The sequence below is a fragment of the Rhodopseudomonas palustris genome (assembly GCF_007005445.1).
Lineage (GTDB): Bacteria > Pseudomonadota > Alphaproteobacteria > Rhizobiales > Xanthobacteraceae > Rhodopseudomonas > Rhodopseudomonas palustris_G.
Window position 1 is genome coordinate 4260492 of record NZ_CP041387.1, and the last position, 22269, is coordinate 4282760.

17 protein-coding genes are annotated in these 22269 nt (G+C 67.1%); 10 read left to right on the plus strand and 7 right to left on the minus strand.

Going from position 1 to position 22269, the window contains the following annotated elements; genetic code table 11:
* Positions 1 to 25: 25 nt before the first annotated feature.
* The gene (locus FLL57_RS19625) at positions 26 to 850 is read left to right on the plus strand and encodes a methyltransferase domain-containing protein (RefSeq protein ID WP_013500473.1); all 825 of its coding nucleotides are present in this window, start codon (positions 26 to 28) and stop codon (positions 848 to 850) included.
* A gap of 209 nt (positions 851 to 1059) precedes the next feature.
* Here the strand turns inward: FLL57_RS19625 and FLL57_RS19630 are convergent, their stop codons facing one another.
* Complete coding sequence (locus tag FLL57_RS19630; RefSeq protein ID WP_011156162.1) at positions 1060 to 1461, minus strand: (deoxy)nucleoside triphosphate pyrophosphohydrolase; 402 nt, start codon at positions 1459 to 1461, stop codon at positions 1060 to 1062.
* Between the two features lie 199 nt (positions 1462 to 1660).
* On the minus strand, positions 1661 to 2902 hold the full coding sequence (gene argJ / locus FLL57_RS19635) for a bifunctional glutamate N-acetyltransferase/amino-acid acetyltransferase ArgJ (protein ID WP_013500472.1): 1242 nt from the start codon (positions 2900 to 2902) through the stop codon (positions 1661 to 1663).
* Positions 2903 to 3125: 223 nt separating this feature from the next.
* On the opposite strand from argJ, the gene FLL57_RS19640 reads away from it, so the two are divergent.
* A complete protein-coding gene (locus tag FLL57_RS19640) occupies positions 3126 to 5927 on the plus strand; it encodes a [protein-PII] uridylyltransferase (RefSeq protein ID WP_142883771.1) in 2802 nt (933 codons plus the stop codon).
* Positions 5928 to 6087: 160 nt separating this feature from the next.
* Positions 6088 to 7422 carry a S41 family peptidase gene (locus tag FLL57_RS19645; protein ID WP_142883772.1) on the plus strand — a complete coding sequence of 445 codons (1335 nt, stop codon included), beginning with the start codon at positions 6088 to 6090 and terminating at the stop codon, positions 7420 to 7422.
* A gap of 81 nt (positions 7423 to 7503) precedes the next feature.
* Here the strand turns inward: FLL57_RS19645 and FLL57_RS19650 are convergent, their stop codons facing one another.
* A complete protein-coding gene (locus FLL57_RS19650) occupies positions 7504 to 9171 on the minus strand; it encodes an isovaleryl-CoA dehydrogenase (RefSeq protein ID WP_142883773.1) in 1668 nt (555 codons plus the stop codon).
* Between the two features lie 140 nt (positions 9172 to 9311).
* Between FLL57_RS19650 and FLL57_RS19655 the strand changes: the two genes are divergently transcribed.
* The 4 genes from FLL57_RS19655 to FLL57_RS19670 all read left to right on the plus strand — a co-directional run bounded on the left by FLL57_RS19655 (position 9312) and on the right by FLL57_RS19670 (position 13645).
* A complete protein-coding gene (locus tag FLL57_RS19655) occupies positions 9312 to 9956 on the plus strand; it encodes a TetR/AcrR family transcriptional regulator (protein ID WP_235677173.1) in 645 nt (214 codons plus the stop codon).
* Positions 9957 to 10100: 144 nt separating this feature from the next.
* A complete protein-coding gene (locus tag FLL57_RS19660) occupies positions 10101 to 10994 on the plus strand; it encodes an SDR family oxidoreductase (RefSeq protein WP_142883775.1) in 894 nt (297 codons plus the stop codon).
* Complete coding sequence (chrA, locus tag FLL57_RS19665) at positions 10991 to 12214, plus strand: chromate efflux transporter (RefSeq protein WP_142883776.1); 1224 nt, start codon at positions 10991 to 10993, stop codon at positions 12212 to 12214. The genes FLL57_RS19660 and chrA overlap by 4 nt, the downstream gene beginning before the upstream one ends.
* A gap of 180 nt (positions 12215 to 12394) precedes the next feature.
* On the plus strand, positions 12395 to 13645 hold the full coding sequence (locus FLL57_RS19670) for an NAD(P)/FAD-dependent oxidoreductase (protein WP_142883777.1): 1251 nt from the start codon (positions 12395 to 12397) through the stop codon (positions 13643 to 13645).
* 257 nt (positions 13646 to 13902) lie between these two features.
* Here FLL57_RS19670 and FLL57_RS19675 read toward each other — a convergent pair whose 3' ends face one another.
* From FLL57_RS19675 to FLL57_RS19685, 3 genes are all read right to left on the minus strand, one after another.
* Positions 13903 to 16239, minus strand: coding sequence for a Tex family protein (locus FLL57_RS19675; protein WP_142883778.1), 2337 nt, complete (start codon positions 16237 to 16239; stop codon positions 13903 to 13905).
* 189 nt (positions 16240 to 16428) lie between these two features.
* The gene (locus tag FLL57_RS19680; RefSeq protein WP_142883780.1) at positions 16429 to 19164 is read right to left on the minus strand and encodes an ATP-binding protein; all 2736 of its coding nucleotides are present in this window, start codon (positions 19162 to 19164) and stop codon (positions 16429 to 16431) included.
* A 95-nt stretch (positions 19165 to 19259) separates the two neighbouring features.
* Positions 19260 to 19688: a DUF1330 domain-containing protein gene (locus FLL57_RS19685; protein WP_142883782.1), complete on the minus strand. Its 429-nt coding sequence runs from the start codon at positions 19686 to 19688 to the stop codon at positions 19260 to 19262.
* A gap of 80 nt (positions 19689 to 19768) precedes the next feature.
* Here FLL57_RS19685 and FLL57_RS19690 point away from each other — a divergent pair, with 80 nt between their 5' ends.
* From FLL57_RS19690 to FLL57_RS19700, 3 genes are all read left to right on the plus strand, one after another.
* Positions 19769 to 20131 (plus strand): DUF1304 domain-containing protein, encoded by a 363-nt coding sequence (locus FLL57_RS19690; protein ID WP_142883784.1) that lies wholly within the window; start codon positions 19769 to 19771, stop codon positions 20129 to 20131.
* Positions 20132 to 20265: 134 nt separating this feature from the next.
* Positions 20266 to 21486 (plus strand): ABC transporter substrate-binding protein, encoded by a 1221-nt coding sequence (locus FLL57_RS19695; protein WP_013500461.1) that lies wholly within the window; start codon positions 20266 to 20268, stop codon positions 21484 to 21486.
* A gap of 184 nt (positions 21487 to 21670) precedes the next feature.
* A complete protein-coding gene (locus FLL57_RS19700; RefSeq protein ID WP_013500460.1) occupies positions 21671 to 21883 on the plus strand; it encodes a hypothetical protein in 213 nt (70 codons plus the stop codon).
* Between the two features lie 34 nt (positions 21884 to 21917).
* Here the strand turns inward: FLL57_RS19700 and FLL57_RS19705 are convergent, their stop codons facing one another.
* Positions 21918 to 22169: a hypothetical protein gene (locus FLL57_RS19705; protein ID WP_013500459.1), complete on the minus strand. Its 252-nt coding sequence runs from the start codon at positions 22167 to 22169 to the stop codon at positions 21918 to 21920.
* Positions 22170 to 22269: the final 100 nt, after the last annotated feature.

Consider the following 22269-nt stretch of genomic DNA (forward strand, 5'->3'; position numbering starts at 1 on the left):
TCACGCAGACGACTTCGAATTGGCCATGAACGGTTCCACGCCGATCCTGTTCGATCGCACCTTGCTGGCGGCGCGGTTGCAGCGCGCCGCCCTGCTCGGCCCCGCCAGCTTCCTGCTCGACCGCGTCGCCGACGAGATCGACGAGCGGCTGCACGCCGTGCTGCGCGAGTTCGGCGACGTCGCCGATCTCTGGACGCCCGGCGGGCTGAACCTGCCGCGGTTCCCCAACTTGCAACATATCGCCGTCGCTTCGTCCGGCGACGAAACGCTGCCGTTCGCGCCCGGCTCGCTCGACCTGGTGGTCTCGGCGCTGGCGCTGCAATTCGCCAACGACCTGCCGGGCGTGCTGGCGCAGGTCCGCCGCGCACTGAAACCGGACGGCCTGTTGCTCGCCGCACTGACCGGCGGCGACACCCTGACCGAGCTGCGCCAGGCGTTCGCCGAAGCCGAGACCGAGATCGAAGGCGGGGTGTCGCCTCGCGTTGCACCGGCCGCCGATCTGCGCGACCTCGGCGCACTCTTGCAACGCGCCGGCTTCGCGCTGCCGGTCACCGACGTCGACCGCGTGGTGGTGCGCTACGATCATGCGTTCGCGTTGATGCAAGACCTGCGGCGAATGGGCGCCACTAATCTGCTGATCGAACGCCGCAAGACGCCGCTGCGCCGCGCCACGCTAAGCCGCATGGCCCAGATCTACGCCGACCGCTTCAGCGATCCCGACGGCCGCATCCGCGCCACCTTCGAGATCGTCTGGCTGTCCGGCTGGTCCCCGCACGAAAGCCAGCAGCAGCCGCTGAAGCCGGGCTCGGCGAAAGCGAGTTTGGAAGAGGCGATCAAGGGGAAGCGCTGAACTGCGCGAGCTTCATCCGTCGTTGCCCGGGCCTTGACGCGGATCAGTCATTCCGGGGCGCGCGGGAACGCGCGAACCCGGAATCTCGAGGTGCCCTGAACCTCTGGATTCCGGGTCTGCGCCGCAGGCGCGGCGCATCCCGGAATGACGTCGGGACGATGGATGCGCGGGTCAAGCCCGCGCATGACACATCGAATTTGGCCGGCGCCCTACATCAGCAATTCGATCAGCGGCGGGATCAGCGGCAGATCCGCCGGCGGCATCGGGTAATCGCGCAGCTTGTTGGCGCGGACCCAGGCGAGCTCCTGGCCCTCGCGCGGCATCGCCAGGCCTTCCCAGCGCCGGCAGACGTAGAGCGGCATCAGCAGGTGAAAGTCCTCGTAGGCATGGCTGGCGAAGGTCAGCGGCGCGAGGCACGCTTCTTTCACGGTGATGCCGAGCTCTTCGTCGAGCTCGCGGATCAGCGCCGCCTCCGGGCGCTCACCGGGATCGAGCTTGCCGCCGGGAAACTCCCACAAGCCGCCGAGCTGCTTGTGCTTCGGCCGCTGCGCGATCAGCACGCGATTATCGGCATCGATCAGCGCCACGGCGACGACGAGCAGGAGGTTCATGCCGCGCCCCCGATGGGACGCACGGCGACTTTCCCACTAACAACGTCATGCCCCGCGAAGGCGGGGCACCCAGTATTCCAGAGCGCTTCGGCCAAACAACCGGCGGCACGGCGTACTGGGTCGCCCGCCTGCGCGGGCGATGACGGCTGGAGGTGTGGCGACGCCGCTTTCACATTCGACCGCCTGAAGGCCCCGCCGATCACGACCGGTAGTCGCCGTTGATTGCGACGTATTCCTTGGTGAGGTCGCAGGTCAGCACGCGGTCGCGGCCTTTACCAAGGCCGAGCGCGACCTTGATCTGGATTTCCGGCTTCTTCATCTGCGCCGAAACTTCTTTTTCGTTGTAGGACGGATCGCGCGCGCCGGCCTTGGCGACGCGGATGCCGTTGAACGAGATCGACAGCTTGTCGCGATCGGCCGGCTCGCCGGCCTTGCCGACCGCCATTACCACCCGGCCCCAATTGGCGTCCTCGCCGGCGATCGCGGTCTTGACCAGCGGCGAATTGGCGATCGACAGCGCGATCTTGCGAGCCGACACCTTGGTCTTGGCGCCTTCGACGATGATCTCGACCAGCTTGCGGGCGCCCTCACCATCGCGCGCGACCTGTTCGGACAGGTCGGCCAGCACCGCGTTGAACGCTTTGACGAACGCCTTCAGCCGCGGGTCCGAGGCGCGCGAAATTTTCGGCGCGCCGTTCTCGGCCGCCGCACCGGTCGCGAAGGCAAGCAGCGTGTCCGAGGTCGACGTATCGCCGTCGATCGTCACCGCGTTGAAGGTGTCGGTGACGCCGGCCTTGAGCAGCGCCTGCAGGCAGGAGGCCGACAGCGGCGCGTCGGTAAAGATGAACGACAGCATCGTCGCCATGTCGGGCGCGATCATGCCGGCGCCCTTGGCCATGCCGTTGATCGTCACCTTGGCCTTGCCGAGCTTGACAGTGGCGGTCGCGACCTTCGGGAAGGTGTCGGTGGTCATGATCGCCTTGGCGGCGTCCAGCCAACCGTCCGGTCCGGCGTCGAGCGCCATCGCGTCGAGCACGCCGTCGAACTTGGTGGCGTCGAGCGGTTCGCCGATCACCCCGGTCGAAGCCAGGAACACCTCAGCCGGCTTGCAGCCGATCGCCTTGGCGGCGAGCTGGGCGGTCAGCGCGGTGGCCTGCTTGCCGGTCTTGCCGGTGAAGGCGTTGGCATTGCCGGAATTGACCACCAGCGCACGGGCGCTGCCGCCCTTCAGCTTGTCGCGGCACCATTCCACCGGCGCCGAGGCGCATTTCGAGGTGGTGAACACCCCGGCGACCGTGGTGCCCTTCTCCATCTCCACCAGCAACACGTCGGTGCGGCCCTTGTAGCGGATGCCGGCCGCGGCGGTGGCGAGGCGCACGCCGGCGATCATCGGCATGGCGGGAACGTCGGTGGGGGCGAGCGGGGAGACTTTGCTGGACATCGTGCGCTTTCGGCAGGTTGTACCCCCGCCGGCGCGGGAGCGGCGTTCCCCTGTCTCACAAGCTCGCGACGATGAGAAGGAGAATTCGCGGACAACTGACGAAAATCCCATCGTCACAAACCGTTGCGGGGGCCTATGCTGGCCGGACCGGCATCTCTCCTTGGTCACCCTTTGCGCAGAATTCCGTGACAGTCGCGGTGCCGTCCGATATCCGGAAACAGCCATGGACAAAGTCGTGTCACCTTCCCGCCCCGCCGCCGACGAGCGCTTCGACAGCGCCCGGGTCACCGCCGAGATCGCAACGCTGGCGGAGCAGCACGCCGGCAACGACGCGGCGTTCCGCACCGCGCTGGCGATGCTGATGAAGGCGGAGCTGGCGAAGGCCCGCACCGAGGCCGAGGCGCAGTTGCTGCGCGACCGCCACGGCCGGCGCTGCGCCGAACGGCTGTGCTTCGTGCAGGACGCGATCATCCGGCTGCTGTTCAACGCCGCAACTGAATACCTATACAACAGCCCAACGCCGTCGAGCTCGGAGCGGATGACGGTGGTGGCCACCGGCGGCTACGGACGCGGTCTGATGGCGCCGGAGAGCGACATCGATCTCTTGTTCATCCTGCCCTACAAGCAGACCGCCTGGGGCGAGCAGGTCGCCGAAGTCATCCTGTACTGCCTGTGGGACATCGGGCTGAAGGTCGGCCACGCCACCCGGTCGGTCGACGAGTGTATCCGCCAGGCCCGCGCCGATATGACGATCCGCACCGCGATCCTGGAGACGCGGTTTCTGGCCGGCGACGAGGCGCTGTACGCCGAACTTGTCGAGCGCTTCGACAAGGACGTGGTCGAGGGCACGGCGGCCGAATTCGTCGCCGCCAAGCTCGCCGAGCGCGAGGAGCGCCATCGCCGCTCCGGCCAGTCGCGCTATTTGGTCGAGCCCAACGTCAAGGACGGCAAGGGTGGTCTGCGCGACCTGCACACCCTGTTCTGGATCGCCAAATACGTCTACCGGGTGCGCGAGACCAGCGAGCTTTCTGAGCGCGGCGTGTTCGACCCGGCCGAGCTCCGCACCTTCCGCCGCTGCGAAGACTTCCTTTGGTCGGTCCGCTGCAACATCCACTTCGTGACCAAGCGCGCCGAGGACCGGCTGTCGTTCGACCTGCAGCGCGAGATCGGGGTGCGGCTCGGCTACACGTCGCATCCGGGGATGCAGGACGTCGAGCGCTTCATGAAGCACTACTTCCTGATCGCCAAGGAAGTCGGCAACCTCACCGCGATCCTGTGCGCCAAGCTGGAGGATCAGCAGGCCAAGGCGGCGCCGGCGCTGAGCCGGATGATGGCGCGGCTGCGCCCCGCCGCCAAGCGCCGCCGGGTGCCGGAGAGTGACGACTTCGTCGTCGACAACAACCGCATCAATCTGGCGGTGCCGGACGTGTTCAAGCACGATCCGGTCAATCTGATCCGGATATTCCGGCTGGCGCAGAAGAACAGCCTCGCGTTCCACCCGGACGCGATGCGGATCGTGACGCGCTCGCTGTCGCTGATCACGCCGCAGCTCCGCGACAATCCCGAAGCCAACCGGCTGTTCGTCGAGATCCTGACCTCCGACAACGCCGAGCCGGTGCTGCGGCGGATGAACGAGACCGGCGTGCTCGGCCGCTTCATCCGCGCCTTCGGCCGCATCGTGTCGATGATGCAGTTCAACATGTACCACAGCTACACGGTGGACGAGCACCTGCTGCGCTGCGTCGGAAATCTTCAGGAGATCGAGCGCGGCGGCAACGACGAGTTCATGCTGTCGTCCGAACTGATGCGCAAGATCCGCCCCGATCATCGCGTGGTGCTGTACGTCGCGGTGCTGCTGCACGACATCGCCAAGGGCCAGCCCGAGGATCACTCCACCGCCGGCGCCAAGGTGGCGCGGCGGCTGTGCCCACGGTTCGGATTCAGCGCCGCCGACACCGAGCTGGTGGCGTGGCTGATCGAGCAGCATCTCGTCATGTCGACGGTGGCGCAGTCGCGCGATCTGTCCGACCGCAAGACCATCGAGAACTTCGCCGCGGTGGTCGAGACCGTCGAGCAGATGAAGCTGCTCACCATCCTCACCACCGCCGACATTCGCGGCGTCGGTCCGGGCGTGTGGAACGGCTGGAAGGCGCAGCTGATCCGCACCTTGTATTACGAGACCGAGCCGGTGCTGACCGGCGGCTTCTCGGAAGTGAACCGCGCGGAGCGGATCCGTGCCGCCCAAGCCGAATTCCGCGCCGCTTTCACCGAATGGTCGGAGGCAGAACTCAACGCCTATGTGGCGCGGCACTATCCGGCCTACTGGCTGAAGGTCGATCTGCAGCGCAAGATCCGCCAAGCCCGCTTCCTGCGGGCGTCCGAACAGGCCGGCCACAAGCTCGCAATCAATGTCGGCTTCGATGAGGCCCGCGGCGTCACCGAGCTGACGATCCTGGCAGTCGACCATCCGTGGCTGCTGTCGGTGATTGCCGGCGCCTGCGCAGCCGCCGGCGCCAACATCGTCGACGCCCAGATCTACACCACCACCGACGGCCGCGCGCTCGACACCATCTCGATCAGCCGCGAATACGATCGCGACGAGGACGAGGGCCGCCGGGCCACCCGGATCGGCGAAACCATCGAAGAAGTGCTGGAAGGCAAGCTACGGCTGCCCGAAGCGGTGGCGCGCCGGGCGACCAACGGCAGCAAGGCCAAGCTGCGCGCCTTCGTGGTCGAGCCCGAGGTCGAGATCAACAACAACTGGTCGGACCGCTACACCGTGATCGAGGTCAGCGGACTCGACCGGCCGGGTCTGCTGTACCAGCTCACCACGGCGATCTCGAAGCTCAACCTCAACATCGCCTCGGCGCACGTCGCGACCTTCGGCGAACGTGCCCGCGACGTGTTCTACGTGACCGATCTGTTAGGTGCGCAGATCACCGCCCCGACCCGGCAGGCCGCGATCAAGCGTGCGCTGGTGCACCTGCTCGCCAACGGCGACGCCGCCGAAAAGCCGGCCGCGTGAAAGGCTTCGGCGCCTTGATCGCGCCAGCTTCGCGCGTATCTGATCAGGCGTCCTATCCGGGCGCCGGTGTCCCCCTCGCAGGAACCGATCGCGACCGCGGTCGGTTCTGGTTCCGCAACGCCACGGCGGCCGTCATCCGCCTCTTCATATGAGTTCGCCCATGCGCAAAGTCGTCGTTCGCTCCCTTGCCGTTCTCGGCATCGTCGCGGTTCCTGTAGTCTCCGCGCTCGCATTGCAGCGCGAGCAGACCGCGCCAGCCGACCTCGGCCTGATCGGCGGCGTGATCCAACTGGTGCAGCGCGCCTACGTCCATCCGATCGCCTCGGACGCGCTGACCAAGGATGCGCTGAAGGGCATGCTGAACCGGCTCGATCCGCATTCGGACTACATGGACGAGAAGGAATTCAACGACATGCAGACCGACATGTCGGGCCAGTTCGGCGGCCTCGGCATGCAGATTTCGGCCCAGGGCGGGATTCCGCGGGTGGTATCGCCGATCGACGGCACCCCGGCGGCGCGCGCCAAGCTGGAGCCCGGCGACCTGATCATCAAGGTCGGCACCGCCAGCACACAGGGCATGAGCCTGCGCAATGTCGTCGACATGCTGCGCGGCTCCCCCGGCACCAAGGTCACCATCACCATCCTGCGCGGCAAGGACGACCCATTCGACGTCACCCTCACCCGCGAAATCATCAAGGTCGCCTCGGTCAAATCGGAGATGAAGCCGGACGGTATGGGCTATATCCGCATCAGCCAGTTCGGCCAGGACACCTCCGACGGTTTCACCGCCGCGCTCAAGAAGCTCAAGGGCGACGCCAAGGACGGCCTCAAGGGCTTGGTGATCGACCTGCGCAACGACCCGGGCGGGCTGCTCAATGCCGCGGTCTCGGTCGCCGGCGACCTGCTCGACGGCGGCACCGTGGTGTCGATCCGCGGCCGCCAGGCTGATGACCAGCGGGTGTTCTCGGCGCCGTCGCGGGGCGACAAGCTGCCCGGCGTGCCGATCGTGGTGCTGATCAACGGCGCCTCGGCGTCGGCCTCGGAAATCGTCGCCGGCGCGCTGCAGGACCGCAAGCGCGCCACCGTGATGGGCACCACCAGCTTCGGCAAGGGCTCGGTGCAGACGGTGATCCCGATCAAGGGCCACGGCGCGGTGCGGCTGACCACGGCGCTGTACTACACGCCGGCCGGCCGCTCGATCCAGGACGAAGGCATCGTGCCGGACGTGATCGAGGAGGCGCCGAAGGATCAGCAGATCAGCGGCGGCCCGCTGATCCGCGAAAGCGCGCTGCACGGCGCGATCGCCAATCCGGGCCAGCTCGGCAAGACGGACGCCGGCGCCACCAAGGCGACGCCGAAGACCGGCGAGCCTACCGACGACAAGACCAAGGCCGCCACGTCCGCGCCGATCAAGGCCGACCTGATCGGCAAGCCTGAAGACGCCCAGCTCAACGCCGCGTTCGCTTACCTGAAGAAGGATGCGTCGCCGAAGTAAGGGCCAGGTGCAGTAAGCGCACCAGGCTGCCACCGATCGTGAGAGCGGCGGACGTCCGCCGCTCTCACCCGGCATCGACGATCACCGCGGCCGGGCGCGGTCGATGATCGCGGCGAAATTCATCCCCTTGGGCAGCGCGCCGTAATGATGCGCGCCGCGCTGCGCCAGACGTGATGCGCAATACGCTTCGGTGACCTCGTCCGGCGCGTGCCGGATCAGCACGCTGGCCTGCAGCCCGGTCGCGAGACGGTCGACCAGATCGCGGGCGCGTTCCTCGAAGTCCGATGCATCGCGCATGTCGTCCTTCAGCGCCGCGATGTGGCGGTCGAACGCGACGTCGGCGCCCTTGGCCTGCTCGACCTCGGCGAAATACGCCTCGAGCGTCTCCGGCGTGCGGGTCATCGCCCGCAGCACGTCGAGGCACTGCACGTTGCCGGAGCCTTCCCAGATCGCATTGACCGGACTTTCGCGGAAGTGACGCGGCATCGGCCCATCCTCCATCACGCCGGAACCACCGATGCATTCCATCGCCTCGGCAGTGAGACCGGGCGTGCGCTTGCAGATCCAGTACTTCCCGATCGCCGACCCGATCCGGATCAAGTGCGCCTCGTGCTCGTCGCCGCGGTGATCGAGCGCGCGGGCGATCCGCATCGTCAGCGCCAGCGCCGCCTCGGTTTCGAGAGCAAGATCCGCCAGCACGTTCTGCATGATCGGCTGATCGATCAGCAGCCGACCGAAAGCCTTGCGCTGCCGGCAATGGTCGATCGCCTGCGACAGTGCCGCCCGCATGATCGCCGACGAGCCGATCATACAATCGAACCGGGTCATCGCCACCATCTCGATGATGGTGGCGACGCCGCGGCCTTCCGGCCCGATCATCCAGCCGAGCGCGCCGCGCAGTTCGGTCTCGCTGGAGGCGTTGGAGGCGTTGCCCATCTTCTTTTTGAGCCGCAGCACCTGCAGCGGGTTCTTGGTGCCGTCCGGTTTCCAGCGCGGCACCAGGAAGCACGACAACCCGCCCGGCGCCTGCGCCAGCACCAGAAAGGCATCGCACATCGGCGCCGAGACGAAGAATTTGTGGCCGACCAATTCGTACTCGCCGCCGGGGCCGCCGGCGCCGATCGGGATCGCCCGGGTGGTGTTGGCGCGAACGTCCGAACCGCCCTGCTTCTCGGTCATCGCCATGCCGATGGTGATGCCCTGCTTCTGCTCGGCCGGCACGTTGCGCGCATCGTAGCTGCGCGCCAGAATCTTCGGCAGCCACTGTTTGGCGACGTCGGGTTGCAGGCTTATGCACGGCACCGCCGCGAACGTCATGCTGATCGGGCAACCGTGGCCGGCCTCGATCTGGCTGTGCAGATAGAACCGCGCGGCGCGGGCGACGTGCGCACCCTTGCGCGGATCGGTCCACGGCGAGGAATGCAAGCCCTGCTCGATCGAGGTCTGCATCAGCCGGTGATAGGCGGGGTGGAAGCGAACCAGATCGGTGCGGCGGCCGTAGCGATCATGGGTGTCGAATTCCGGCAGATGCCGGTTGGCGAGCGCGCCGAGTTCGAGATAGTCGGCGGTACCGATCCGGGCGCCGAAATCGGCGATATCGTTGGCGGCCCATCCGGCGCCCTCGCGCGTCACCGCCTCGACCAATGGCCGGTCGGCGCTGAACAGATTGTAGTCGGCGAGTTCGACCGGCTGGTTGATCACCTCATGGGTGACGGCGCCGTAGCTGTCGGCGATGGCGGCGTTGAGCAATTTCAGTCCTCCCGGAGCGGCGCCTGTGGCGCTTGCGATGGTTCAGGAGGCATCATAGGCAAGCTGCATCGGGCAGGTGTTCGGATTGGGCCTGGATGGCGAAGCGCGCGGAAACTCCAGCAAAATCACGGCGAAGGCCGGTGCAGCCGCGCTCGCACGAAACCTCGCGGGCGATCCGCGACGCATTTGTTCGGCTTCTCGACGAAAAGCCGTTCAGTGAGGTGACGATCCGCGAGATCGTGCTGGTCGCCGGCGTCGGGCTCGGCACCTTTTACGAATATTTCTCCAGCAAGGACGAGCTGGCACGCGCCTGCGTGCATCTGCGGACCAAGGATCTGTTGCTGGCGCTGCGCCGCCGCCGCACCGCGCTCGGCAGCTACGACCTCGCCACCGGCGTCAGGGCTGCGATAACCGCGCAGGCCGAAATCTATGCGCAAGCGCCGCGCGAATGGATGCAGCATTTCATGCTGGAACGGCACAAGAGCGAGCGCAGCCACTATCTCGAGGCCTATGACCTGTTCCTGAAGGAATGGGAGGCGCTGCTCGAAGACGCCTCCGACTGGCCGGCCGACCGCTCCGCCGCCGACGCCGCCCTGCCGGTTTTCACACTGCTGTACGGCATGTTCGCCCACGCCTTGATCCGTGGCATGCCGCCGGCGGGATTCGGCGCGTTGCGCGACGAACTGGTGCGAACCACACTTGCTTGCCTCGCAGCCCCGATGCGGGCCCGGGCGGAGGCCGGCGCGAAAGAACCCGACAATCGCCGCCCCCTCGGCAGGCGCTAGCTCATCCTCAACTTTCGGTATCGCCGTCATCACGGCGAGACGATGCGGACGGTAAAGCGGGCCAACGATCGAAATCGCCTCGACCGCCCTTTGACGCGCGGACAGGATCGGCCACATTCGGCGTGTGGCCAGGAGGACGCCCCGATGAGCACGACCGCCGATGGCAAACGTACTGCGCTGGTCACCGGCGCCAATTCTGGCCTCGGCAAGGCGATCGTCAGCGCGCTGGCGGCGGACGGCCTGCGCGTCGGTCTGGTGGCGCGCGACCGCAGCCGCGGCGAAGCGGCGCTGGCCGAAATTCGTGCAGCGACCGGCAATGGCGACCTGCATCTGTTCGTCGCCGACCTCGCCGATCAGGTCTCGGTCCGGGCGCTGGCCCAGGCGGTGCACGATCGGTTCGACCGGCTGCATCTGCTCCTCAACAACGCCGGCACCGCCTTCCCGGAGCGGCGGCTGAGCCCGCAGGGCATCGAATGCGCGCTCGCGGTCAATCACCTCGCCCCGTTTCTGCTGACCAATCTGCTGATCGACCTGATCAAAGCCAGTGCACCGGCGCGGATCGTCAATGTCGGCACCCGGATCGAGGCCGCGATCGATTTCGACGACCTCGCCTGGGACAAGCGGCCCTACGGCATGATGAAGGGCTACGGCCAGTCCAAGCTGGGCAACCTGCACTTCACCTTCGAGCTGGCGCGTCGCCTCGAAGGCAGCGGCGTCACCGTCAATTGCGTGTTCCCGGGCGTCTTCAAGTCCAATCTCGGCGGCACCGACGGCGCCCAGGGCCTGTTCTGGAAGCTGCTGATCAAGCTCGGCGGCTGGGCGATTCCGACGGCCGAGAGCGCTGCCCGGCGCGTGCTGTATCTGGCGAACGCCCCGGAGCTGGCGGGCGTGAGCGGAAAGTATTTCGCCGACCGCAAGACGATTCCCGCGCCGGCGCAGGCGCGCGACCCGGAGGCGAACCGGCGACTATGGGCGATCAGCGAGCGGATGACCGGGCTGGCGCAGTCACAAGCCAGCATTGGCGGCGAGGCACCGTGACGACACAGACCGAGCCATCGACCGTGGAGCGCCCGAGCGGCGGCACGCCCCTTGAAGTGCTGCAGGTCTTCTCCAGGCTCGGGCTCACCTGCTTCGGCGGCCCGATCGCGCATCTCGGCTATTTCCGCGACGAGTTCGTGGTGCGACGCCGCTGGATCGACGAGCAGGCCTATGCCGACCTGGTCGGGCTGTGCCAGTTTCTGCCCGGTCCCGCCAGCAGCCAGGTCGGCTTCGCGCTCGGGCTGCAGCGCGCCGGCTATCTCGGTGCGCTGGCGGCATGGGCCGGCTTCACGCTGCCGTCGGCGACCGCCCTGGTGCTGTTCGCCTATGGGGCCGCGGCGCTCGACGGTCCGATCGGCGCCGGCCTGCTGCACGGATTGAAGCTGACGGCGGTGGCAATCGTCGCCCAGGCGGTGTGGGGGATGTCGCGGCAGCTCTGTCCGGATCGCCAGCGCGCCACGATCGCGGTGGCGGCGGCGCTGGTGGTGCTGCTCAGCTCGGAACCGATGGCCCAGCTCGGGGCGATCGCGCTGGGCGGGCTCGCCGGCCTCGTATGGTGCCGCAGCGATGCGCTGCAGCGTTTCGGCGACGTCGGCGCGCGGGTGTCGCGGCCGGCCGGCATCGCCGCGCTGCTCGGCTTCGTGGTGCTGCTGCTCGGCCTACCGCTGCTCGGATCAATCACCGGCTCTTCGATCATTGCGGCGTTCGATGCGTTCTATCGTGCGGGCGCGTTGGTGTTCGGCGGCGGCCATGTGGTGCTGCCGCTGCTGCGCGATGGCTTCGTCGGACCGGGATGGGTCAGCGACGACGCGTTCCTGGCCGGCTACGGCGCGGCCCAGGCGGTGCCGGGACCGCTGTTCAGCTTCGCGGCCTATCTGGGCGCAATCGCCGCGCCTGCGTCAGGGCTGACAGGCGCCGCGATCGGCCTGATCGGCATCTTTCTGCCTGGGTTCCTGATCCTGCTCGGCGTTCTGCCGTTCTGGCACGGGCTGCGGCACTATCCGGCCGCGCAGGCGATGATGCGCGGCGTCAATGCCGCGGTGGTCGGACTGCTCGGCGCCGCGCTGTACAACCCGGTGTGGACCAGCACGATTCACGGCACCGCCGACGTCGCGATCGCGCTGACCGGCTTTGCGCTGCTGACGATCTGGCGCGCCCCGCCGCTGCTGGTAGTAGCGTTCAGCGCGGCGGCGGGGGTGACCGGCGCACTGCTGCGCTAAGAACGAGATCGTGGCGCGCGCGGATTTGCCTCGGGAACGCGACGCCGCATTTGCGAGTCCTTCGTTGACCGGAGCGGCGTTCAGCCGGTCGGCCGGGCGAAGGAGGCAAAAGCAATGCGGAGCAGCCAAGGACGTGCGTACAACCGCTTGGCCGGCACGCTGTTATGCGGGCTCTGAGTGATGGCGTCCGAGGTGCGGCGCCCTTCGGTCGTGGCGATCGGTGCCGGCTTCGGCGGCCTTGAAGCGGTGCGCGCGCTGGCGCACGCCGAGGTCAATATCACATTGATCGACCGCAGGAATCATCATTGTTTCCAGCCGCTGTTGTATCAGGTCGCGACCGCGGCCCTGTCACCGGCGGACGTCGCCTGGCCGATCCGGTCGCTCCTGTCCGATCAGGACAACGTCACCGTGCTGATGGCCGAGGTCGAGGGCGTGGACGTCGAGAGCAAGCGGGTCTTGACCCGCAATGGTCCGACGGTGCCGTTCGACTATCTTGTCGTCGCCGCAGGCGTGAACAGCTCCTACTTCGGCCATCCCGAGTGGGCTGCGGTCGCCCCTGGTCTGAAGACGATCGAAGACGCGACGCGAATCCGGACGCAGATCCTGACCTGTTTCGAGCAGGCCGAATGCGCCGATAACGACACCGCGCGGCGCAGCGCGATGACCTTCGTGGTCGTCGGCGGCGGGCCGACCGGGGTCGAACTCGCCGGCTCGATCGCCGACATCGCTCACAATGTGCTGGCGCGCGACTTTCGCCGGATCAATCCACGCGCCGCCGGAATCGTGCTGATCGAGGCCGGTGAACGAATGTTGCCGACGTTCGATGCCCAGCTCTCCGACTATGCGGCGAGATCGCTGCGGCGGATGGGTGTCGAAGTGCTGACCGGGGTGTCGGTGGCCGACTGCGCCCGTGACGCGGTGACGCTGTCCGACGGGCGCCGGATCGAGACCGGCTGCATGTTGTGGGCGGCAGGCGTGCGCGCGACGCCGGCCGCAGAGTGGCTGGCGGCGGATGCCGACCGCTCCGGGCGGCTGATCGTCGATGAATTCCTGCGGGTGCCGTCGCACCGCAACGTGTTCGCGATCGGCGATATCGCCGCGGCGCAGAGCGATGGACAACCGGTTCCGGGCCTCGCTCCCGCCGCCAAGCAGATGGGCCGATTCGTCGGCGCATTGATCGCCGCCGAGACCGCCGGGAGAGCGGTCGAAAAGCCGTTCGTGTATCGTCACCAGGGCGACCTCGCCACCATCGGGCGGAAATCCGCCGTGGTGTCGGTTCGCGGACTGAAGCTCAAGGGCTTTCCCGGCTGGATGTTCTGGGGCCTCGTTCACGTCTACTTCATGATGGGGGGCCGCAACCGGATTGCCGTCCTGGCGAACTGGATGTGGGAGTACATGACCTACCAGCGCGGCGCACGACTGATTTCGTGACGCACGCCGCGGCGGCAACGACCTGCCGGGTCCGTGCCTGGCTTCCGCAGCCTTCGCCAGCACGGCATGGGGCAGGGACAGGAACGGCCGTCCCTTCCGCCGATCAACCTTGGACAGCCTCGTTCAGCACGAGAAATCGATATCCAGGCAACGACCGACGCCGCCGGAGCGGCGCAGCCACCATCAACCCGGACCATGGGCGTTCTCATCCTCGAGACGCCCGGCTCGGCCGGGCTGCTCTTGGATCGAAAGCGCGCTCACCGCCCCTTGCTGCGGCCCTTCTCCGCGGCCTTGGCCAGCGCCGCCGCGAACGCGCCGCCGCCGCTCGGAGCTTCCTGCTTCGGCTTGTAGCGGTCGACCAGCTTGGCGCTGGCACCGCCGCCGCCACCGCCGGTGCGGCGTTCGCCGGGGGCCGGGATCGGGTCGGACATCCGCAGCGTCAGGCCGATGCGGTTACGCGGCACGTCGACCTCGAGCACCTTGACCTTTACCACCTGGCCCGGCTTCACCACTTCGCGCGGATCGTTGATGCGGCGCTCCGACATCGCCGAGATGTGGATCAGGCCGTCCTGATGCACGCCGATGTCGGCGAAGGCGCCGAACGCCGCGACGTTGGTAATCGTCGCTTCCAGGATCATGCCGGGCTTCAGATCGGTGATCTTCTCGACCCCTTCCTGGAAGGTCGCGGTCTTGAACTCGGGGCGTGGGTCGCGGCCGGGCTTTTCCAGCTCCTTCAGGATGTCGCTGACGGTCGGGATACCGAACTTCTCGTCCGCAAACGCCTGGGGCTTCAGCCCCTGCAGCACCTTGGTCTGGCCGATCAGCGCCTTGATGTCGCTCTTGGTGGCGGCCAGGATCTTCTTGACGATCGGATAGGATTCCGGATGCACGCCGGAGGCGTCGAGCGGGTTGTCGCCATCGCGAATCCGAAGGAAGCCGGCACACTGCTCGAACGCCTTCGGCCCCAGCCGCGGCACTTCCTTCAGCTTGTCGCGGCTCGGGAACGGACCGTTGGCGTCGCGATGCGCCACGATGTTGGTCGCCAGCGTCTCGCCGATACCCGACACCCGGGCGAGCAGCGGCGCCGACGCGGTGTTGAGATCGACGCCGACCGCGTTCACGCAGTCTTCGACCGTGGCGTCCAGCGCACGCGCCAGCGCGTGCTGATTGAGGTCGTGCTGATACTGGCCGACGCCGATCGACTGCGGCGGCACCTTCACCAGTTCGCCGAGCGGATCCTGCAGCCGCCGCGCGATCGACACCGCGCCGCGGATCGAGACGTCGAGATCGGGGAATTCCTTGGAGGCGAATTCCGAGGCCGAGTACACCGACGCGCCGGCCTCCGACACGATCGCCTTGGTCAGCTTCAGATCGGGCTTGGCCTTCATCAGATCGGCGACCAGTTTTTCGGTTTCGCGCGAGGCGGTGCCGTTGCCGATCGCCACCAGCTCGATGCGGTGCTTCACGCAGAGCTGCGCCAGCGTCAGCATGCTCTCGTTCCATTTGCGCGCCGGCTCGTGCGGATAGATCGTGGCGTGGTCGACCAGCTTGCCGGTACGGTCGATCACCGCGACCTTGACGCCGGTGCGGTAGCCCGGATCGAGCCCTAGCGTGGCGCGGCCGCCGGCCGGCGCGGCGAGCAACAGATCGCGCAGATTCGCCGCGAACACCCGCACCGCCTCGACCTCGGCCTGCTGCCACAGCCGCATCCGCATATCGAGCGCCAGCGCCGTCTTGATCCGCGTCCGCCATGCCCAGCGCACGCAGTCTGACAGGAAGCCGTCGGCCGGCCGACCCTTGCGGGAAATGCCGAAGGTGGCGGCGATGCGGCTCTCGTACTGCGTCGGCTCCTTCGACTCCGGATCTTCGCCGTCGCCGAAATCGAGGCTGAGCACCTCTTCCTTCTCGCCGCGCAGCAGCGCCAGAATACGGTGCGACGGCAACTTCTCGTAGGGCTCGGAGAAGTCGAAGTAATCGGCGAATTTGGCGCCCGCGGCATTCTTGCCCTCGCGCACGCTCGCCTTCAGAGCGCCGCGACTCCACATCGCTTCACGAAGCGAGCCGGTGAGATCGGCGTGTTCGGAGAAGCGCTCGACCAGGATGGCGCGGGCACCTTCGAGTGCGGCCTTGATGTCGGCTACCGGATGCTCGCCATCGGTCTTCACATAGGCCGCCGCCTCGGCCTGCGGATCCTTGTCGGGGTTCTGCAGCAGGAGGTCGGCGAGCGGTTCGAGCCCGGCCTCGCGCGCGATCTGCGCCTTGGTCCGGCGCTTCTCCTTGAACGGCAGATAGATGTCCTCGAGCCGCGCCTTGCTGTCGGCCTTCAGCAGCGCCGCTTCCAGCTCCGGCGTCATCTTGCCCTGCTGCTTGATGCTGTCGATGATCGCGGTTCGGCGCGCTTCCATCTCACGCAAGTAACGCAGCCGCTCTTCGAGCGTGCGAAGCTGGGCGTCGTCGAGCATGCCGGTCGCCTCTTTGCGGTAGCGGGCGATGAACGGCACGGTCGATCCACCGTCGAGCAGGTCGATGGCGGCCTGGACCTGCTGCTCACGGACGGCGAGTTCGGATGCGATGACGGACGCGATGTTCGGCACTGGGAGTCTCTTTGGCAGATTCGAAGGAGGGGACTCGGCCACGGCGGCGCGGCGAATCGAAGGCAACCTACGCGATCTTGCGGCCGAGATGCAGCACGCATGACCGGCCGGAGGACCACGTGTGCATAACCCCCGGAGCACGGCACCGGACCAAATCGATTCGTCGTGTTCCCTGTTGAAAACGCCGGTTTATTTCGCCGGAGCAGCGACTTCGGCGTCGAGCACCCGGCGCAGCATCCGGGCCAGATCGGCGCGGCGATACGGCTTCGGCAGTAGCTGCATGGCCGGATCGAGCCGGCCGTGATGCTGCATCGCGTTTTCGGTATAGCCGGAGGTCAGCAGCACCTTCAGATCCGGCTTGTACTTGCGCAGCTCGTCGGCGAGCTGCGGCCCGTTCATCCCGCCGGACAGCATCACATCGGTGAACAGCAGATCGAACTCGACATCGTCGTACACCATCGACATCGCCTCCGCGGCGGAGGCCGCCGAATGCGCGGTGTAGCCGAGCGCCTTCAGATGCGTCATCACGTAGCTGCGCACCAGCGTGTCGTCCTCGACCACCAGCACCGATTCGCGACCGCCCTGCGCCAGCGGCGGCGCGGCACTGTCGAGCCCGGCATCGACTGTCGCGGCAGCATAGGGCAGATACAGCCGAATGGTGGTGCCATGGCCCTCCTCGCTGTACAGCTCGATGTGACCGCCCGATTGTTTGACGAAGCCGTACACCATGCTGAGTCCGAGCCCGGTACCCTCGCCGACCGCCTTGGTGGTGAAGAACGGCTCGAACACCCGGTCGCGGATCGCCGCCGGAATGCCGCAGCCGGTGTCGCTCACAGCCAACATCACGTAGCGTCCGGCGCTGACTTCGTCGTGCTGTGCCGCATAGGCCTGATCGAGATCGACGTTGCCGGTCTCCAGCAGCAGCTTGCCGTTGCCGCGCATCGCGTCGCGGGCATTGATCGCAAGGTTGATCAGCGCGCTGCCGAGCTGCGACGGATCGGCCAGCGCCGGCCGCAGATCGGGCGCAGGCTCGACATCGATCTCGATGCCGGCGCCGAGCGTCGGCCGCAACAGTTTGACGGTGTCGAGCATCAGCGCGTTGACGTCGATGCTGCGCGGCTGCAACGGCTGCTTGCGCGAAAACGATAACAGACTGTGGGTGAGGTCCGAGGCGCGGATCGTCGCCTGGTCGATCATCGCCGCGACATCTTTCAGCGCCGGCCGGTCGGCGACGCCGTCTGCGATGATCTCGATGCCGCCGGTGATCACGGTGAGGATGTTGTTGAGGTCGTGCGCGACGCCGCCGGTGAGCTGGCCGATCGCCTGCATCTTCTGCGCCTGGCGAAGCTGGCGTTCGGACTCCTTGAACGCGGTGACGTTGCGATACACGATCACCGCGCCGGCGAACGAGCCGTCGGGATTCTCGATCCGCCGCGCGCTGGCGGCGAGCTGTACCACCGGATCGTCGCCGCGACGGATGCCGAGTTCGACGTTGTCGAAGCTCTCGCCGCGGCGGGCGCGCGCGGCCGGGCTGTCGTAGTCCGGCATCGGCGTCACGCCGTCGGCAAGGAAGCGCTTGTATTTCAGCTTCCAGGGATCGGAGCCGATCTCCTCGGCGGCGCCGAACAGCGCCACGCAGGTCGGATTGGCGAACACCCGCTTGCCATGGGCGTCGAGCACCGCGACCGCGTCCGCCATGCTGGCGATGGTCTTGTCGAGCAGTTCGGACTTACTGCGCAGCGCCGCATTGGCCGCATCGATCCTGGCGACGGTTTCGACGAAAGCGTCGCCGAGAATCCGGCTTTCGCCGTGCAGCCCGGCCGGCACCACCAGCCGCCCGCTGCGCGAGAACGCCGTCACCGCGCGAGTGAGCTGCGCGATCGGCTTGGCCAGCGAGCGCGACAGCAGGGCCGACAGCAGCACCGCGCCGAGCAGCGCAGCGAGCCCGACGATCAGGCCCGGCGTTTGCAGCGCGGTCGCCGGCGCCATGATCCGTTCCAGCGGCTCGGTTTCGATCACCCCGGTGCGCACGCCGCTCGACAGCGGCGCCACGACGATCGCCACCGCCAAGCGACGCCCGTCCGGCCCGGAGATCACGGTGGCGGTCCCGGGCTTGTCGCCGAGCGCGGCCGCCAGCCCCGGAAAATCATCGTGCCAGCGCCGTTCGGGTTCCGCCGGCACGATCCGTCCAGCCATGTAGGTCATCAGATAGCCGCCATCGGCATCGACGAAATACACGTCGGTATCGTTGTCCAGAACGTCGCGAATGCGTTCGAACACCGGCCGCAGGTCAAGCTCGATGGTCAGCACTGCGAACACCGTGCCGCCCGCGTCGCGAACCGGCGCCGCGGCCATGATCTGCGGATACGAGACGCCGCCGTCGCGATCATCGCCCTGCACGATACGAAGCGGGGAGAAGTACACGGCGTCCCCGGTCAGATCGACTGCCCCGCGAAACGCCCGGTCGGCGGCGCGCGGCAGTTCGGCATCCGGAATCACGCGGATGGCGCCGCCCGCGCCGCTGCGGGCGACCTCGATCAGCGTGCGGCCGTCGCCGGCGAGGCTGGCCAGGCGATAGGCGAGAATACCGGGCTTGACCTGCATGCTGCCGGCATAGGCCTCGGCCAGATGCTGCCGCCATTGCGCCTCGGACAGCCCGCCCGCGGGGTCGATGCCGCCGTTGCGCTGCGCGCGAATGATACCGCTGTGGGCCGGCAGCAGCCGCGCCGAAAGCACCTCGTTGCGGACGATGCGCAGCACCGATTCGTAGGCGCCGAGCCGCGCCTTGGCCTGATAAGCGAGCCGGGTCAGACCTGACGGCACCACCGCCCGGCCGATATTGTAGTAAGCGAGCACTCCGATCGCCGCCACCGTACACGCCACCAGTGCGGTCATCGCCAGGGTCAGGCGCACCGACAAGCGCATCGATCGAATCTCCGGGAAGGAACGCGGACGGATTTCCAACCTATAGGAAGCGTTGAAGCCGCGCCACCGCGGTCACCAGGGCCGATGCAGCGCAATCACGTCGGGATCTCGCCGAAGCCCTTGCCGGGCTTCAGCGGCGCGAGCCGGATCAGCCTGGAATCCTCGACCGCAGCCTGACGATGTTTCACCGCCTCGCGATACACCGGATCGCGAATCATCTCCACGAATGCCGCAACGCTCGGGTATTCGGCGATGAACACGTGGTCCCAATGCTCGTCCTGCGGACCGATCAGCATCAGTTCGAACCGGCCCTGCCACACCACCTTCCCGCCGAGCCGTTCGAACACCGGCCCGGATTCACATCCGTACGCCGCATAGGCCTCGGCGCCGGTCGCTTCGCGACCGTCCGGATACGCGGCGCGCGGCCTCAGCCGCACCAGATTGAGCATGTGGATCGGTCCCTCGCGATCGTTGGCGCGGAACTGCGCGAACACCTCCTTGGTCGGATCGATATGCCCGGTCATGCGTCCCCCATTGCGTTGATCTTGATTACCCGTGCTACTATCACACGGCCGACGCTGGTGTCTGCATCCGGAGGAGCCCCGTGAACGCTGTCGCCAACACGCTGATCGCGCTGGTCGCTGCGCTGCACGTCTATTTCCTGATGCTGGAGATGTTTCTCTGGACGAAACCGCTCGGGCTGAAGACCTTCCGCAACACGCCGGAAAAGGCCGCCTCTACCGCAGTGCTGGCCGCCAACCAGGGGCTTTACAACGGCTTTCTCGCCGCCGGCCTGATCTGGAGCCTGCTGCATCCCGACGCCGCGGTGGCACGCCAGCTCGCGACCTTCTTCCTCGGCTGCGTGATCGTCGCCGGCCTGTATGGCGCCTGGAGCGTCAGCCGCCGCATCCTGTTCGTGCAGGCCGTGCCGGCGCTGCTGGCGCTGATCGTCGCCCGGCTGGCCTGATATCCGGCCGGTTGCGCCGCACACAGGGCGGGCGCCGCAGCGCCATTGCCAGAGCCGCGGTGCTGATCCACACTCCCTGCTAACGGCGGCTCAGCGAAGACCGCCGGTCACGAGCCACAGGGAGTCGACGACCGATGAAGAGCCTGGTTCAGGCCGCCGCGGCGGCTGTTACTGCGATTGCGCTCACTGCCGCCCCGGCCGCGGCACAGAAGAAATACGATACCGGCGCCACCGACACCGAGATCAAGATCGGCCAGACCGTGCCGTTCTCCGGTCCGGCGTCGGCCTATGCGGGCATCGGCAAGACCCAGGCCGCCTATATGCGGATGATCAACGACCAGGGCGGCATCAACGGCCGCAAGGTCAACCTCATTCAATACGACGACGCCTATTCGCCGCCGAAGGCGGTCGAGCAGGTGCGCAAGCTGGTCGAAAGCGACGAGGTGCTGCTGACCTTCCAGATCATCGGCACGCCGTCCAACGCCGCGGTGCAGAAATATCTCAACGCCAAGAAAGTCCCGCAGCTTCTCGCCGCCACCGGCGCGACGCGCTTCACCGATCCGAAGAACTTCCCCTGGACGATGGGCTACAACCCGAATTACCAGACCGAGGGACGGATCTACGCGCGTTACATCCTGCAGAACCATCCCGACGCCAAGATCGGGATCCTGTTCCAGAACGACGATCTCGGCCGCGACTACGTCACCGGGCTCAGGGCCGGCCTCGGCGACAAGGCCGACAAGATGATCGTCGCGGAGGCGTCCTACGAACTCACCGACCCGACCGTCGATTCGCAGATCGTCAAGCTGAAGTCCGCCGGCGCCACGCTGCTGTACAACGCCTCGACGCCGCGCTTCGCCGCACAGGCGATCAAGAAGGTCGCCGATCTCGGCTGGAATCCGGTGCACATCCTCGACATCAACGCCAGCCCGGTGTCGGCGACGCTGAAGCCGGCCGGCCTCGACATCTCCAAGGGGATCATCAGCGTCAACTACGGCAAGGATCCCGCCGATCCGCAATGGGCCGACGATCCCGGCGTGAAAAAGTACTTCGCCTTCATGGACAAATATTATCCGGAAGGCGACAAGATGAACACCGTCAACAGCTACGGCTACTCCACGGCGGAGCTGCTGGTCACCATCCTGAAGCAGTGCGGCGACAACCTCACTCGCGACAACGTCATGAAGCAGGCCGCCAGCCTGAAGAACGTCGTCGGCGACCTGTCGCTGCCGGGCATGTCGGTCAACACCTCGCCGACCGATTTCCGCGTCAACAAGCAGCTCCGGATGATGAAGTTCAACGGCGAGCGCTGGGAATTGTTCGGCCCGATCATCGAGGACGACGCCGCGATGTAACGACCCCGATCAGTCGGTAGCTGGAGCGGCCGCCGCCGTCGCGGCGGTCGCGTGCACACCCTGATACGTCGCCGGGGACCGACCAATTCTGCACAGACAGTATGCCCGAATCGGGATCGAATGCGGGCAGGAGACGGGAGTGAAGGCCGTTGAGTGGAGGCGCTGCCGGCGGCGGCGGATCAGCATGAGAGCAGACCACAACAGCAATCGCTATTTCACCGTCGAACAGCTCGAGGAGCTGGCGGTCGCCAAATACATCGAGGCGGCGCTGACCCCGGCCGGCGAGGAGCGCGACGAACTGCTCGAAGAGGCCAAGCGGTTTGCCAGCCGAGCCAAGATGAAGAGCTGGCTGATGGGCGAGATCGGCGCGGCGCCGCATCGACGCGACTATCATTGACGCCGATCGCCGGGCGCCGGAACGGGCTGCGCCCTCACTCCCAGGAGACGGCGCTGACTTCGCGCTGCAGCCGATCCATCGCGGTCATCACCGCGGCGCCGGCGAATTCGCGGCTGGCTTGGCCCGGGTCGACCGTGGCGACCTTCCAGTTGGCGCCGTTGCTGTCGTCGCTGGGCTGGCAGGCCCGGATCCGGATCGCCTCGACCTTGTCACAATGACGCTGACCGCGGACGTCCTGCAACAGCAGCGCCTCGATCTCCGCCACCGTCCTCAACACCCTGGTCATCGCCCGATCCTTTCCGAACTGCCGGCAACCGCATCCCGCGCCGACAGTGTGTAGCCCGATGGATCGCGGCGGCTCAAGCTGCGACGTTTTCGGCAAATTG

What these genes read in the sequence shown, in the direction of transcription:
- FLL57_RS19625 (WP_013500473.1), top strand. Translation starts at nt 26, where the DNA reads ATGAACGGTTCCACGCCGATCCTGTTCGATCGCACCTTGCTGGCGGCG.
- FLL57_RS19630 (WP_011156162.1), bottom strand. Translation starts at nt 1,461, where the DNA reads ATGAACCTCCTGCTCGTCGTCGCCGTGGCGCTGATCGATGCCGATAAT.
- argJ (WP_013500472.1), bottom strand. Translation starts at nt 2,902, where the DNA reads ATGTCCAGCAAAGTCTCCCCGCTCGCCCCCACCGACGTTCCCGCCATG.
- FLL57_RS19640 (WP_142883771.1), top strand. Translation starts at nt 3,126, where the DNA reads ATGGACAAAGTCGTGTCACCTTCCCGCCCCGCCGCCGACGAGCGCTTC.
- FLL57_RS19645 (WP_142883772.1), top strand. Translation starts at nt 6,088, where the DNA reads ATGCGCAAAGTCGTCGTTCGCTCCCTTGCCGTTCTCGGCATCGTCGCG.
- FLL57_RS19660 (WP_142883775.1), top strand. Translation starts at nt 10,101, where the DNA reads ATGAGCACGACCGCCGATGGCAAACGTACTGCGCTGGTCACCGGCGCC.
- FLL57_RS19670 (WP_142883777.1), top strand. Translation starts at nt 12,395, where the DNA reads ATGGCGTCCGAGGTGCGGCGCCCTTCGGTCGTGGCGATCGGTGCCGGC.
- FLL57_RS19680 (WP_142883780.1), bottom strand. Translation starts at nt 19,164, where the DNA reads ATGCGCTTGTCGGTGCGCCTGACCCTGGCGATGACCGCACTGGTGGCG.
- FLL57_RS19685 (WP_142883782.1), bottom strand. Translation starts at nt 19,688, where the DNA reads ATGACCGGGCATATCGATCCGACCAAGGAGGTGTTCGCGCAGTTCCGC.
- FLL57_RS19695 (WP_013500461.1), top strand. Translation starts at nt 20,266, where the DNA reads ATGAAGAGCCTGGTTCAGGCCGCCGCGGCGGCTGTTACTGCGATTGCG.
- FLL57_RS19700 (WP_013500460.1), top strand. Translation starts at nt 21,671, where the DNA reads ATGAGAGCAGACCACAACAGCAATCGCTATTTCACCGTCGAACAGCTC.
- FLL57_RS19705 (WP_013500459.1), bottom strand. Translation starts at nt 22,169, where the DNA reads ATGACCAGGGTGTTGAGGACGGTGGCGGAGATCGAGGCGCTGCTGTTG.